Genomic DNA, 13611 nt, shown 5'->3' with positions numbered 1-13611 from the left:
GCGCGACCGTGTCGTAGCACTTAGGAGAGAACGGCCCCCGCGTTTCGGTCTTGTCCGGGTACGGGGCGCAGGAGGAGCCTGTCTTCAGCCGGAGAGATACAGCGCGGAGAGCCCGCGTGCCGTAGCCTCCAGCCGCTCGCGAAGTTCGTACGGCTTGAGCACCTCCACCAGTGCTCCCAGCTTCATGAACTCAGTATGGGCGTGCTGTAGGGATTCGATCGGCACCACGGCGGTCACCCAGCCGTCCTCATCCGGAGCGGTGGCGGTCTCGCTCACGGAGTCGACCACGGCGGCGCTCATCAACTCGCGCATGCGCTCCAGGCCGTCCGGTGAGATCCGTACGGTCGCCTCGTCCTGGTACAGCCGGGTGCGGAACTCCACGAGGAAGGCCCGCCAGTAGGCGGCCAGGTCGAAGTCGGCGGGCCGGTCGAAGCTCTCGTCCATGACGGTCAGGTCGAGCACCTGGTGCACGCGGTACGTGCGTACCCGCCCGCCGCCGCACGCCACGAGATACCACTTCCCGCCCTTGAGGACGATGGCGTACGGCTCCAGGATCCGGGTGACATCCGTGGGCGCCTTCCAGCGGCGGTAGCACACCTTGATGCGACGCTGGTTCCACACGGCCTCGGCGATCGGGGCGAGATGTGGTGACTGGTCGCCGTCGTGGTACCAGCCGTGAGCGTCCAGGTGGAACCGTTCCTGGATACGGGCCGCCCTGTCACGCAGCTCCGAGGGGAGCGCGGCCTGGAGCTTGAGCTGCGCCGCCGCGACCACCGCTCCAAGGCCCAGCTCGGCCGCGGGACCGGGCATCCCGGCCAGGAAGAGCGCCTCCGCCTCCTCGGTCGTCAGCCCGGTCAGCCGGGTGCGGTAGCCGTCCACCAGCTGGTAGCCGCCCGCGGGGCCGGCGTCGCCGTACAGGGGGACGCCCGCCGCGTGCAGTGACTCAACATCACGGTAGATGGTGCGTACGGAGACCTCGAGCGTCTCCGCCAGCTGGCGCGCGGTCAGCCGGCCTCGGGTCTGGAGGAGAAGGAGAATGGAAAGCAGCCGACTCGCGCGCATAACACTGACAATACGTGTCAGTGTGATCGCTTTACCGTCCAACAGTGGCTTTCACCGAAAAGTTTCTGCGCGTCCCCGGCATGATCGAGATCGCCGGACGGCAGGTCAAGCGCTATCACGTCAACACCTTCGACACCGAAATCGAGGAGGCGATCCAGAGGGCGGCCTACGCGTACCTTCCTCACCTGCTGCCCGAGCTCGACGACACCCCGCCGGCCGCGTTCGTCGTCCTGCACCGCGCGCGCGAGGCCTCGTACCTCAACGCCTACACCTGGGTGTGGGACAACGTGCTGGAGTGCCACACGGCCGCGGCCGGCATGCCCTTCCTGGGGTGCGAGGACACCGATCCGGCCAATTTCAAAGAGCTCGCCAAGCCGTGGATCGGCTGTGTCTGGGAGCTGCCACCGCTGGAACACGAGCGAGCCGCCTGGGTGCGGCACATGCTGGCCCCCGACAGTCCCGACCTGACGGCCTACCTCGCCGACGTACCCCCGGAGGGCACCATCGGACGCTGACCTTGTCCGCTGTAGGACGAAATCTCCGCAGCGAGGCGTCCGGTCTCCATACGGAGTAACGCCTGATCAGATCCTTGGTCGGCTCTTACCTAAAGGGCCGAGGCTCGTAACGGATGTCGCAAAGAGGGTTCCGTATCAGAAGATTCTGGACAACCGCTTCTCGTGCGGCCGGGGGAGGAAGGCGAACCCTTGCTAGGCTGCAACCATCTATTAGGAACCCGGCGTTGTCTCATCCTCGGTTGGTGAGACCGTTGAGAAGTGGGGTTACACCGTGAAGAAGCTGCTCGTTCTCGCGCTCGTCGCCCTCGGGGGGCTGCTCGTCTGGCGTAAGGTGCAGGCCGACCGCGCCGAGCTCGATCTGTGGACCGAGGCGACCGGCAGCGAGAACTGACCACCTGGGCTGTTGACGGTGCGTGAAACGGTTTCGGATCAAGGCGGAGGTGACGGCATGACCAGCGCCTCACCCATCAAGCTTGCCTGCCTCGATCTGGCCGGCACCACGATCGGTGACATCGCCATGGTGGAGCGGGCGTTCGCCGAGGCGATCGCCACGCAGGGCATAGTCCCCGGGACCGGGGCATATGCGCGCGCTATGGTGCACGTGCATCGGTCCCGGGGCTGTCCCAAAATCGAAGTCTTCCGGGGCATCTTCCCCGGCAACGAGGCGCAGGCACAGGCGGCCAACCTGACCTTCGAACGTTCCTACGAGGGCGCGATCGAACGGGCCGGCCTCTATCCCATGCCCGGCACGGTCGAGGCCCTGGAGAAGTTACGTGCCGCCGGGGTGAAGATCTGCCTGATCACCGGCTTCAGCCGGGCGACCCTCGGCCGGGTGCTGAACGCCGTCGGCTGGATGGACAAGATCGACCTCGCCCTCTGCCCGGAGGACGCCGGACGCGGCCGCCCCGCACCTGACCTGGTGCTCTCGGCGATTCTGCGCCTGCGCATCGACGACGTCCGCCAGGTCGCGGTGGCCGGCGACTCCGAGAGCGACATGCTGTGCGGCAGCCGCGCGGGCGCGTCCATCGTCGCCGGCGTCCTGACCGGCGTCCACAGCCGCGAACGCCTCCTCAGGGGCGGCGCGACAAAGATCATCGACTCCATCGCCGACTTCCCCAGCCTCATCCTCGACAACGAGCCACGCACGGCCCCAGTGGCCACCTCCTCCCGGTAGGCTGTCCTCCAGCGAGGGGCCTTAGCTCAGTTGGCAGAGCGCCTGCTTTGCAAGCAGGAAGTCAGGGGTTCGAATCCCCTAGGCTCCACCCCAGCTCAAAGGCCACATCCCATGATCGGGAAGTGGCCTTTTTTGATGCGTACAGCAGCGAAATACAGCAACGGCAACCGTCGACCCCTTACGACACCGGGCTTGCGCCGGCCGTCCACCGTGACGCTACGCACTGCTGTGCGGTGGGGCGTCTGCTCCCAGACGTAGCCGATGAGGCCGATCGGGGTGATCTCGTCGCCGGGGGTGATGTCCGGCTCGGCCGAGGTGCCGATCTTGAGGAGTTCCAGGCGGCCGAGCGATCCCGTGCCCGTGGCCCCAGGCACCCAGGTAACCGCCCGCATGCCCACCGACCCCGAGCGCCGAACCCACGGCATCAGCGAAGGCGTCCCCATACTCGTCATCACCGAGCCCGGCGAAGAACCCCGCCTACTCCCCGCAGACCGCACCATCCTCGAGTTCGACCCCGAGAAGTAGCCGGCACCACAAGAAGACCCCGGACCCAACACGAGATCATCCGAGCGCCCTACACTGCCTGGCCTCACATGATGCTTGACGCTTCGGCCCCGCCTGATGCTTTACATGATCACGAGGAGGCTGACCAACCCAAGTTCTGCGCGGACTGGCCATCATGTCGCCCGGCGACACTTCCGCTCATGCCGATGAGCGGACGTTCAGTCGGGCTCCGCGTGAGGCCATCAGTAGTTGCCTCGCGGGGGTCCAGGCGGTGACGAGCGCAGCATGCTGAGGCGGTTGAGCCCGGCCGTGGACCTGTCGCGTCAGCGCCGTGGGGTGTTGATGACGAGGCGAGATCTGGATCTGGATCTGGCCTGTCGATCATGGGGGCCGAACGCAGAGTTGAGCTCGGCCCCCCGCCTCGTCGCGTCGTTAATGTCCCTCACGTCCCGGGTGGTGCCTTACGTGTCGGCTGGCATAGCGTCATTCGCGTCGATAGAGGAGTCGCATCGCGCCGGTACCGAAGGCTTCCTTCTTGACGAGCTTCAGCGGCATCGGTGCGGCCATATCGGCGAACAGCGGCAGGCCGGCGCCTAGCACCACGGGGTGGACGACGAGGTTGTACTCGTCGATGAGGCGCAGCCTGGACGCGGTCTGGGCCAGGCGTGCGCCGCCGACGAGGGTGATGTCCTTGCCCGGTTGCTGCCTGAGCTGCGCGATCTCGGTGGCGATGTCACTGGTCGCCAGGCGGGAGTTCGCCCACATGACGGAGTCGAGGGTCCGCGAGAACACCACCTTCGTGGCGTTGTTGACCAGGGGCGCGATCTCGTCCGTCGAGGTGGGCCAGTGCGCCGCCTGCTCCTGGTAGGCGACCCGGCCGAGCAGCTGTGTGTCGGTCTGCCGGATGGATTCGATGATGGATGTCTTCAGCTCGTCGTTGAAGGCGTGCCACATCCAGTCGAGCTCACCGTTGGGGCCGGCGACGAAGCCGTCCAGTGACATCTGCATCGCGAGGATGACCTTCCTCATGCCTGCTTCCCTCCCTGGTCGGCGAGCTGCGGCGCGAGCGCGTGTCGCATGCTCCCGAGAAGGGCACGGCTCCGGTGTCGGCAGCCCCACGCGACGAGCGCGCTCACCACCAGCAGCAGCAGAGGCGTCCATGGCTCGCCGCCGAGGACGAAGAGGTGTGTCGCGGTCGCGCCGATCATCGTCGCGGCCAAACCGAGTGCGGCCAGGCCGGCCACCGGCGACACGAGCAGTCCGACAGCTCCGATGATCTCGACTGCTCCGGTGACGTACCGAAGCCATTGGCCCGCTCCGATCTGCGTGAACATGTCCACCGCCTGCTGCGCACCGGCCACCTTCGCTGCGCCGACGGGCACGAAGAACAGTGCCAATAGGATGCGCGCGCACCAGGACGCGCCGGACCATGCGCGGTCCCGGACTGCGACCGGGATCGTCCGCGGGGAACCGTCTGGGCTCATATCGCTCGTGCCTCCTCGTTCACTCGCGTCGGCTGATCGACGCGCTGGTAGTCGAGACTGCGACCGGACGCGAAAGGAATCGCTCGGCGGCGTCACAGCGCCGGTGCGAGACCGAACGCAGCGAGTACCGCAGGATCGTTGAAGTCCACGATCTCGGCGATCCGGCCCTTCTCGATCCGGAGGACCTCCAACGCGAGCAGCCGGAACACCGTGTCGCTGGGTCGGCGGAGGTAGACCGCCGCCGCCGGCTGCAGGTTGGCACCAGTTTCCACATACCTGTACTCGCCGGCGTCGGCGAACTCTTTGCTGCCGGCGATGAACGAGTCCCGCCCGTCGACCCACAGCGGAAGCGGCGGGAACGACACACGTACGTCCTCACTCAGGAGCGCGGCAAGGGCATCGCCGTCACCCCGGCGGTGCGCGTCGACGTACCGGCGCAGCAACACACGCTCCTCGGCCGTCGCGCCGGCCACCGAGCCCCACTCCAGCCGACTGCGCGGCAGATGCCTACGCAACGTCGACCGCGCACGCTGCAACGCGCTCTTCACCGCAGCAACGCTCAGATCGAGCGACCCGGCCGTGTCGGAGGCCGACCAGCCCAGCACGTCACGCATGATGAGCACCGCACGTTGTCGCGGCGGCAGGTGTTGGATGGCCGCCAGGAACGCCAGCTCGATGGTCTCCTTGGCCACCAAGACCGCGTCAGGGGCCTGGTCAGCCGGTACCGCACCCGACAAGAGGTGGTCCGGACAGGGTTCCAACCACGGCCCGTCCATCGGGAGCGGCAGCGCGGTGCCCGAACCCGCCGCCGGCGCTACGTCATAGGGCAGCACCCGTCGTGGCCGCTGCGCCAGCACGTCCAGGCACGCATTCGTCGCGATCCGGTAGAGCCAGGCCCGAAACGTGGACCGGGCCTCAAATCCGCCCCGACTGCGCCACGCACGTAGAAACGTCTCCTGCACCAGATCCTCGGAGTCGGCGAAGGCACCGAGCATCCGGTAGCAATGCACCCGCAGCTCTCGACGGTGCCGCTCGACCAACGACGCAAACGCCGACTCGTCACCTGCCCGAACGGCCGCCGCGGCAGCAGCATCGTCGTTCGCCATCTCCATCACAAGCCTGAACCTCCCATCGTCCCCCGCGCCATCGCCATCCGACAGCACCCACCACTGATGAGACGGTGAACAGGGGAGCGAGGAATCGCGGCGACCGTTCTTCATTCGGACAGCAGGTGCCGACGTCCGCTCATGCCGCAAGTCGCATCCCCGGCACGACTCCGGATTGATCATGTCAACCATCAACCGAGGCGCAGTGTTAACCATCAAGCGAGGCAGGACAAGGACACCAACGACGCTGGATGAGAACTTTCTCCACGTCTTCAAGGCGGCAGCGCTCCGCGCCGCCGCACGGCCCGCTGCCCGCTCCGCCCGGCCGGGCGTGCGGCGTGGGCGCCGGTCCCGGCCGGCGGCGGGAACGCGGGCCGCCCGCCGTACGCAGCGCTCGCCGTACCAAGCCGCACCCGCCGACCAGGGACGCGCCGCCGCCCAGATGCAGCACGACGATCGCCATGCTTGGCCGGCCACCATACGGGGTTGGGGGCGATCGGAGGTCCGGGACTTCGTTCCTCAACCCCGGCCCACCGTTCAAGCGCAAGCAGCATCGAACACGCTGGCCTGGACGGTCCATCCACAGGCGGAGACGTGAGGTCCGACCGGGCACGCTTGTCGCGGCAGCGGACCAGCACCCATCGGGCTCCCAAGCAGTTGACCGGCGATGAGGAAGATCGGAAGAGTGGGAGCATGAATACGCCAACCGACTCGCCAGACGCCGAGGAGTTATCGTTCGGAAACGACTCTCCCCGGATTTCGTGGTTACGCTCGTGGGTCTTCGCCCATCGCAGGCTACTGCTCACGAGCCTAGCGGTGCTGATGCTGCTAGGCGTGTCCGGCGGCGGCGCCTGGTACCTTCGCGACCTGTCCCGTAGGCCGCTTTCTCCCCCTGATGGCCCATGGCCGGAGCAACACGGTTTCTCTGTGGGACTCTGCGACAATCCGATTTTCCGCTGCTCGCCGGCGAACAACGAGGCCGCGAAGAACCCAACCAAGATAGAGGCGGCCCTGCGAAATATAACCGGGGTCATCACCATTCGCTTCCGACCAAGCACCACCATGACTCGGTCCCAAAGCGAGCCCGAGCAGGTGCCTCCCGCTGAGCCGCCCCTAGGTGTGTGGACGTCGCGGATCCTCGACGGAACTGTCCACAATACTCCGTATCTCGATACCGCCACCATTCTGGCCTACTTCGTCGGAACGGTAAGTCAATGGGACAACTACGCACGCGTGGCGGAGGAAGCCAGGTCCATCCCTGGAGTGCGCTATGTCGTCCCCGCGGTTCCGGACTTCTGGCAAGGCAAGGCAGATGTGGCCATCGACCTCTGCTCTCATGGTCCCGGACTACTGTGCACGGGCGTACACGACCGGTCCGTGACGGAGGCACAGAAACAGGCCATAGTCGACCGGCTCTGGGCTATCGACAGAGTGGAAAAGATCTACTTCGAGGACCACGCGCAGCGGAAGAAAGTTCGCGAACACTACACGCAGAGTGAACCCGAGGACACGGGCACTCTCTCCCTGGAGGAGATGACCGAGTCGTTCTACGTCAAGCTGACGGACCGCCGGGCCATAAAGATCATCGGTGAATCAATCAAGGACATGCCGGGGGTCCACTACGTACGAAGGCTCGGTGCGGTATAGCCCCCTGGCAGGCAAGGGGCCGACTACTGAAACGCATACTGCAACAGCCCCACACAACCGCTCACGATCACCGCCGCCGGTCACCATCGCGAGCCAGGCCGCTACTCCCGGATCGTGGGGCGAACGGTCCTGATAAAGAGGAGGTCGTCGCCGGTTGCCGTGCCCGTTGCGTGCCCGATGGGGCGGTGATCAAGGGGGAGTCACAGGGAACCACGGGAAACACGATCAGTGCGCTGAGCTGCGTCTTCGCAGGTCGAGAAAGATCGGCACGCGTCTTTGCAAGCAGGAAGTCAGGGGTTCGAATCCCCTAGGCTCCACCAGCCAAAACGCCGCTTCCCGCATCAGGGAAAGCGGCGCCCGCGCTCGGATCACGCACACTTACACCTTCCGCACCATGACGCCAGCCGCACGGACGAAGTCCTCCACCGCTACGCGAACTTCCGGAGTCAGAGCCTTCACATCATCCGCGGTCTCGGCCTTGTTCATGCTCTTGACCAATTCCATGGCGTGGTTCGCGAGTCGTCTGATCTCGACATCCTCTGTGATCAGTTCTACCTGATACAGAGCCGTCCACCCCGTTGCACGTGCGCGCAAGACCTCATCCACCGCCGTGCGGTAGGCCTCGCTGTTCCTGTCGTCTTTGGCCCGCTCACTCCAGGCCCGTCGTTGAGCACTGCGGAAGTGCAGAATTGTCCGCGCAAAGTCGCTGTAAATCTTGATCTGCTCACCTCGAAGCCGCTCCGCTCGAGCGAACCTTTCCGATCTATCGATGGAACGACGCTGGAGTAGGAATGTCATCAGAGAACCTAAGAGGGTCCCAGTGACCGCAATGATGGATGTGACGATCGCCGACATTCCCCGAGTTGACCATGAGATGCTTTCGCGTGTGAAGTGCAGCCAGGTGCTCTTGCCTCCGGCGGGGGCGCTCCGGCTCCGGGATGGTCGTCATGCCGGGGTATCAACTCCGTAGGCTGATCATCGCGCCCGCCATCGACCCGGGACAAGCCGAGCAGACCAGGGCCACGGGTACCAGATCGTTCGTCCAGCAGGGCGCTCCATCTGGTACCCGTGGCCCTGGCCCGCTTCCCCTTCGGGCGGGTCGTCGGCAGACGGGCTGATCAGAGGGCGGGGTCCGCGCGTTGCGTGGAGTGCCCAGGTGCGAGCATGATCGTCGTGCCATTAGCGTGCCATTAGCGTGCCATTAAGGGCGGTCAACAGCGGTTAATCACGGTCACTCGCGGACCGTCTCCCGCGCAGGTCGAGGCCGTTGTCCTTGAGAATCAGGCCGATTTGCAAGCAGGATGTCAGGAGTTCGAATCTCCTAGGCTCCACTCCTCTTACGGACATAGAAAAGCCCAGGTCAGGCATGGTTGTCGCAAACGAGGCTTTGATCTACATCCGGCACTTTTCGGCTTCCGTGCCCGTTGCGCGCCCGATCCCCTCTTAGGTGCCCTACAGGCGAGGTCATCGAGCTTCCGGGCTACCTACCGCTGCCGCTCGTCGTTCGAGTGCTGATAGATCATCGCCGCCCGCGTGCTGGAATGGCCCTGTGAGTGCCGAAGTGGCCTTTTGACGTGTACAGCAGCGAAGTACAGCAACGGCAATCCTAGCTGTGAGGCGGTACGAGGCGAGGGGCCGCTCGTCGCCAGGTCGGACAGGCTTCCTCTGCTCGTGCCGACTGTGACCAGGATGGACCCAGCCACAGGCCGTCCACCCGAGCAGATCACCCCACAAGATGACCCCGACGAGGACGACGAGCCATCAGCTCAGTCCCAGTGAACCACCTGCCAGCGTCGACCGACAAAGCGCACCAGGACCAAGCGGCGTCGTACCGGGAACCCCAGTCGGCCGGCGAAACGTTCTTCGATCATCTGGCCGTCGATTGGGTGTGAGAGCGGACGCGGTGAACAGGGCATCTCAGCGGCAGGCTCGAAAGAATCGATCGCGTCGAGCCAAGTATCGCCGACCGCGGCGAACGGCGGCTGACCCTTCAGCGGCGTCGTCACTGGGATTCTGGGACTGGGTCTTCACCCTGCCGGGCAGCATCGCGGTTCTGCTGGTGCTGGCCGGTACCGGGTTCCTGGTGATGTCGGTAGACGACTTCGTGCATGTACGGAAACTTCGTGGCCATGGCGTTGAGGTGAACGCTCTCGTTCACGGAGTGGATCATGGATCTCGCGGACAGGGCGCCGTGATCGTCGGATTCACGACCCGTAAAGGCGCGCAGGTCAGGGCGCGGATCGGTTTCCATCGCTGGTCTGGCGAGCCGGTATACGGCCAGACCAAGACCCTTATCTACGACCCCGACGATCCACAGGGCACCGTGATGGATCCCGACGTGCGATTCGAGCACATCATCCACGTGCTGGGCGGCCTCGCCGCCATCTTGTCCTTCACCGGAGGCGTGGTCGTCTGGCGGAAAACCAGGCCCCAGAGCGCAGGCGGCGACCGCAGAGGATCTGGCGGTTCCGGGGACGGGATCAGTCCGGAGCTGCGGACCACGTGATGGCCGGCGGACGCACGGCAGCGCACAACGGCTGTCCCTTGGCGTCGGTGAGCCCAAGCCGCGCGAGGAGCACCCCTGAGCGCATGGCGGCATCGAGAACGCCCGGATCGAGGGCGTCGAGCATCAGCTTCGCCCGGCGGAACATCTCGAAGCCGCCGTTGCCATCCACGGTGCCCCAGGAGAGGTAGACGAACCGACCTCCGGGGCGGCCCTGGATATGAGGACCCTTGATGTCGACCCCGTTCTCGCTCGGGACCGTGACGCACTCCAGCGTCCACACGGCCGAAGGCACGTCGCCTGGCTGGAGATCGAGGATCTCGTCGCGCCGGTCCCGCCGCTGGACCCCGACGTGCACGTTGCCGTAGCCGGGCATGTCATGGCCGGGGCCGCAGATGCGCCCAGGCAGGTCTGAGGCTTGGATTCTTATCCGCATAGGACCATCCTCTTCCCTGGCGGTCGAAAGCTCATATTGTCCACCGCGGCCTAAAGCACCCTCGTCACGCCTACGGGGCAGCATGACAGGGGCACCGCACACATGACGCTCGCACACCAGAACCGCCGATCAAGGCGACGGCGCTCCGCGCCGCCGCACGGCCCGCCGCCCGCTCCGCCCGGCCGGGCGTGCGGCGTGGACGCCGGTCCCGGCCGGCGGCGGGAACGCGGGCCGCCCGCCGCACGCAGCACCCGCCGTACCAAGCCGCACCCGCCGACCGAGGACGCGCCATCGCCATGCGGTGCAACAGCGGTGCACTGGCGTAGGTCACTCGATGGTCACCCGCGTGGGGCGTACATGATGACCAGCACACCCAGCAGGCAGATGGCCGCCCCGATCAGGTCCCACCGATCGGGGCGAAACTTGTCTACCACCATGCCCCACACCAGTGAGCCCGCCACGAACACTCCGCCGTAGGCGGCCAGGATGCGGCCGAAGTGGGCATCCGGTTGGAAGGTGGCCACGAGCCCGTAAAAGCCCAGAGCGATGAACCCGGCGCCGACCCACAGCAGCCCGCGTTGTTCTCGAACCCCCTGCCAGACCAGCCAGGCCCCGCCGATCTCGGCGAGCGCGGCGACCACGAACAGCAGCAGGGAACGCGCGACAGTCACAGCCGTGACTGTAGAGGGTCGCTTACCAGGTGCTGACGGGTCTTCGCACTGTGGCAGCCGCAGCCGTCTCCGCCCGCGCACCCAGTCACCCGCCTGCGGCTCCGGAGAAACCATGCCAGCCCCCAGATCAGCACGGTCACACCCGCCAGGCCCAGAGCCACCATCGGCATGATGTTCGTCAGCGCCACAGCTCCAGCGCCACCGATCACCCCTGCCGCCAGCAGTACAGGAAGCACACAGCAGGCGGCGCAGGCCAGTGCAGCCAAGCCCGTCACGCCAGCCGGAAGCAGTCGCCGGCGTCGGCTGGGATCAGTTGAGATCGGCATGCCGGCCCCCGTCCGTCACGTCCGAGAAGGGCAGGGGACAGCACGGACTTCCCGCACACGCCACCAGGTCGTCACACCCGGCATCGACCGCTTGGACGAGCGTTTCGCGAATCGCCTGAAGGTCGGCGATTTTCTGTTCCACCTCGGCCAGCTTGGCCGTGGCCCGCGCCTGCAAGCCCGTGTCGGGTCTGCCATGACGATGTGCGACTGTCTCGACCAGGTCGGCCACCTCATCCAGCGTGAAGCCCAGCCGTTGCGCCACCTTGATCACACGAAGAACCGTCACGGTCTCCGGCGGATACAGCCGGTGCCCTCCGTTGCTCCGCTGCGGCTCCTCCAGCAGGCCCCGCCGATGGTAGTAACGCAACGTCTGGACGTTGACCCCCACCGCCTCCGCGACCTCTCCCGTACGCAACCACTTCCCACTCACGGCGCTACCCGGGGAGCCGCCTTGACCGCCTGAGCCGCCAGCCCATCCAGCACCTTGGCTTGAACCGCGGGCACCTCGACGTCCAGCACCAGGCTCTTACCGTCGCCGGCGAAGGTGAAGACGAAGAACGAGCAGCAGTCCGACTCACGCGCAGCCAGACCCCTCGCGGTCTCCTCCACCTGTGCTCCACCAGCCAGCACGAGCCGCAGGCGCGTAGACGTCACACGCTCCAGCCCGCACAGCGCCGAGGCGAACAACTCATCGAACTCCGCCACCCTCAACGGCCGTTCCTCTGTCGGCAGCGTGCATGCAGCCGGTGCCCACTCCATGAGCCCTCCACGTGCCAAGACCGCCCGACTCTCACGCGAGCGACCCCTACACCTCGACGGTAAGCCCGTACCCCGGTACAGGTTGCAACCCCAAACCCATGCCTCCGGCGGGGGCCTCGGCTCCGGGTAGGTATGCTGCCGCTTCGCGGTGGGTCGAGGCAGACGGGAAGATCAGGCAGGGGGAGCCGTCTGCGTCCGCGTAGGACACGGGCATGATCGCGTGCCATTAGCGTGCCATTAAGGTCGGGGATCCAGGGGGCCAGGCCGATCCACCGTGCCGCGCACGCCATCACGCTCGAAGGACTACCCCGAATGAGCGTCGCATGTGTGGTCGGTGACCTCGGGGAAGTCCTCGACTGCGGTGTGCCTGCCGAGCAGGTGACGGTCGAGGAAGGCGGCCAGGTAGGCGCGGGTGATGCGCAGCGCCCGCTCGCCGTCCAACTCCTGCGCGGGCAGGCCGAGCTGGGGCCTGAGCACGGCGTAGTCGACGAATGCCGAGTGGTCCGTCCTCGCCACCGTGATCCACTGCTTCCAGCCCTTCAGGCCGGGCCAGGAGTCCGGCCACGAGCGGTCCTTTCCGCTGGGCGTGTGCAGCGCCTGGGTCCCGATCAGCATGAAGGGCCGCTTCAGCGACTTGACCAGCGGGTTGAAGCTGCCGTCCAGGTTGACCCCGGCCCGCACCCGCGAGTCGGACTCCATGGCCAGCGCGGCGCTGTTGCCGCCCATCGAGTGGCCCACCATGGCGATCCTCTCACGGTCGATCATTTTGCCCCAGCGGCCCTCGGCGAGCTCGTCGAGCACGAATCGCACGTCCTTGACCCGGCTCGCGGCGACCCTGGCGCCGTCCTGCCCACTCACACACGCCAGGCAGGAGGTGGTGCGGCCGTCCGGGAACGTGGTGGCGACCGACTCGTACGTGTGCTCCACTCCTGCGATCAAATACCCCCTGCTGGCCAGGTCCTCGGCCAGCGAGGTCAAGGTGGCGCGCGGGAAGCTGAACCCCGGCGACATGACGACCAGGGGCAGGCCGCCCTTGACCGTCCGGACGGGCGCGCCGACCTTGGCGTGGGTCCTGGTTCTGGTGAGCGCGTCCGGGGCAACGTCCTCGTAGTCCTTGAGGATCGCGGCGGACTCCTGGGGCGTCACGTACGGCGCCCGCTTCCCCACGGTCTTCTTGGCCGGATACCAGAGCGAGACCAGCAGCTCTCTCTTGTCCGCCGCGGGGTTCCACGGGTCGGGACGGTCCGCGTCGACCAGGTACAGGGTGGTGGTGCCGACGGACAGGGAGCCGGTCGGCTCCGGCAGGGCCGGGTCGGCCGTGACGGCGGACCGGGCGTGGGCTTGGGTGCTGAGACCACCGAGGACGACCAGCGACACGACGGCGGCGGTAACGGTTCTACGCATGCGACCCACGTTCGCGCCCT

Annotated in this window: 18 protein-coding genes and 1 tRNA gene; 7 read left to right on the top strand and 12 right to left on the bottom strand. The window is 66.5% G+C overall.

Annotated elements, in window-relative coordinates:
* Positions 1-84 precede the first annotated feature (84 nt).
* A complete protein-coding gene (locus ABD810_RS01840) occupies positions 85-1062 on the bottom strand; it encodes a helix-turn-helix transcriptional regulator (RefSeq protein ID WP_344933355.1) in 978 nt (325 codons plus the stop codon).
* A gap of 44 nt (positions 1063-1106) precedes the next feature.
* Between ABD810_RS01840 and ABD810_RS01835 the strand changes: the two genes are divergently transcribed.
* From ABD810_RS01835 to ABD810_RS01820, 4 genes are all read left to right on the top strand, one after another.
* Positions 1107-1577 (top strand): hypothetical protein, encoded by a 471-nt coding sequence (locus ABD810_RS01835; RefSeq protein WP_344933353.1) that lies wholly within the window; start codon positions 1107-1109, stop codon positions 1575-1577.
* 271 nt (positions 1578-1848) lie between these two features.
* Positions 1849-1968, top strand: coding sequence for a DLW-39 family protein (locus tag ABD810_RS01830; RefSeq protein ID WP_211264163.1), 120 nt, complete (start codon positions 1849-1851; stop codon positions 1966-1968).
* 57 nt (positions 1969-2025) lie between these two features.
* A complete protein-coding gene (locus ABD810_RS01825; RefSeq protein ID WP_344933350.1) occupies positions 2026-2751 on the top strand; it encodes an HAD family hydrolase in 726 nt (241 codons plus the stop codon).
* 15 nt (positions 2752-2766) lie between these two features.
* Positions 2767-2839, top strand: a tRNA-Ala gene (locus ABD810_RS01820).
* A gap of 7 nt (positions 2840-2846) precedes the next feature.
* Here ABD810_RS01820 and ABD810_RS01815 read toward each other — a convergent pair.
* Positions 2847-3125 (bottom strand): hypothetical protein, encoded by a 279-nt coding sequence (locus tag ABD810_RS01815; RefSeq protein ID WP_344933348.1) that lies wholly within the window; start codon positions 3123-3125, stop codon positions 2847-2849.
* Between the two features lie 16 nt (positions 3126-3141).
* Between ABD810_RS01815 and ABD810_RS01810 the strand changes: the two genes are divergently transcribed.
* Positions 3142-3276: a hypothetical protein gene (locus ABD810_RS01810; RefSeq protein WP_344933346.1), complete on the top strand. Its 135-nt coding sequence runs from the start codon at positions 3142-3144 to the stop codon at positions 3274-3276.
* 462 nt (positions 3277-3738) lie between these two features.
* Here ABD810_RS01810 and ABD810_RS01805 read toward each other — a convergent pair whose 3' ends face one another.
* The 3 genes from ABD810_RS01805 to ABD810_RS01795 all read right to left on the bottom strand — a co-directional run bounded on the left by ABD810_RS01805 (position 3739) and on the right by ABD810_RS01795 (position 5845).
* Entirely contained in the window at positions 3739-4284 is a 546-nt protein-coding gene (locus ABD810_RS01805; protein WP_344933344.1) for a dihydrofolate reductase family protein, read from the bottom strand.
* A complete protein-coding gene (locus ABD810_RS01800) occupies positions 4281-4739 on the bottom strand; it encodes a DoxX family protein (protein WP_344933342.1) in 459 nt (152 codons plus the stop codon). The genes ABD810_RS01805 and ABD810_RS01800 overlap by 4 nt, the downstream gene beginning before the upstream one ends.
* Before the next feature lie 92 nt (positions 4740-4831).
* Complete coding sequence (locus tag ABD810_RS01795; protein WP_344933339.1) at positions 4832-5845, bottom strand: RNA polymerase subunit sigma-70; 1014 nt, start codon at positions 5843-5845, stop codon at positions 4832-4834.
* Between the two features lie 927 nt (positions 5846-6772).
* Here ABD810_RS01795 and ABD810_RS01790 point away from each other — a divergent pair.
* Positions 6773-7492, top strand: a complete 720-nt coding sequence (locus ABD810_RS01790; protein ID WP_344933336.1) for a permease-like cell division protein FtsX — start codon at positions 6773-6775, stop codon at positions 7490-7492.
* 378 nt (positions 7493-7870) lie between these two features.
* On the opposite strand, the gene ABD810_RS01785 is transcribed toward ABD810_RS01790, so the two are convergent.
* Together ABD810_RS01785 and ABD810_RS01780 are read right to left on the bottom strand one after the other, a co-directional pair.
* Positions 7871-8290 (bottom strand): hypothetical protein, encoded by a 420-nt coding sequence (locus ABD810_RS01785; RefSeq protein ID WP_344933333.1) that lies wholly within the window; start codon positions 8288-8290, stop codon positions 7871-7873.
* A gap of 968 nt (positions 8291-9258) precedes the next feature.
* Positions 9259-9498, bottom strand: coding sequence for a hypothetical protein (locus tag ABD810_RS01780; protein WP_344935438.1), 240 nt, complete (start codon positions 9496-9498; stop codon positions 9259-9261).
* 53 nt (positions 9499-9551) lie between these two features.
* Between ABD810_RS01780 and ABD810_RS01775 the strand changes: the two genes are divergently transcribed.
* On the top strand, positions 9552-9998 hold the full coding sequence (locus ABD810_RS01775; protein ID WP_425566832.1) for a DUF3592 domain-containing protein: 447 nt from the start codon (positions 9552-9554) through the stop codon (positions 9996-9998).
* Here the strand turns inward: ABD810_RS01775 and ABD810_RS01770 are convergent.
* From ABD810_RS01770 to ABD810_RS01750, 5 genes are all read right to left on the bottom strand, one after another.
* A complete protein-coding gene (locus tag ABD810_RS01770) occupies positions 9973-10431 on the bottom strand; it encodes a DUF5990 family protein (RefSeq protein WP_344933331.1) in 459 nt (152 codons plus the stop codon). The two genes, ABD810_RS01775 and ABD810_RS01770, sit on opposite strands and share 26 nt — an antisense overlap.
* A gap of 338 nt (positions 10432-10769) precedes the next feature.
* Positions 10770-11102, bottom strand: a complete 333-nt coding sequence (locus ABD810_RS01765) for a YnfA family protein (protein WP_344933329.1) — start codon at positions 11100-11102, stop codon at positions 10770-10772.
* 309 nt (positions 11103-11411) lie between these two features.
* Positions 11412-11858 carry a MerR family transcriptional regulator gene (locus ABD810_RS01760; protein ID WP_344933327.1) on the bottom strand — a complete coding sequence of 149 codons (447 nt, stop codon included), beginning with the start codon at positions 11856-11858 and terminating at the stop codon, positions 11412-11414.
* Positions 11855-12133 carry a hypothetical protein gene (locus ABD810_RS01755; RefSeq protein ID WP_344933325.1) on the bottom strand — a complete coding sequence of 93 codons (279 nt, stop codon included), beginning with the start codon at positions 12131-12133 and terminating at the stop codon, positions 11855-11857. The genes ABD810_RS01760 and ABD810_RS01755 overlap by 4 nt, the downstream gene beginning before the upstream one ends.
* A 357-nt stretch (positions 12134-12490) precedes the next feature.
* A complete protein-coding gene (locus ABD810_RS01750; protein ID WP_344933323.1) occupies positions 12491-13591 on the bottom strand; it encodes an alpha/beta hydrolase family protein in 1101 nt (366 codons plus the stop codon).
* Between the last annotated feature and the right edge of the window lie 20 nt (positions 13592-13611).

This window comes from Sphaerisporangium flaviroseum (assembly GCF_039537005.1).
Classification (GTDB): domain Bacteria; phylum Actinomycetota; class Actinomycetes; order Streptosporangiales; family Streptosporangiaceae; genus Sphaerisporangium; species Sphaerisporangium flaviroseum.
The sequence above is the reverse complement of the archived record's forward strand: the minus strand, read 5'-3'. Positions and strand labels throughout refer to the sequence as shown.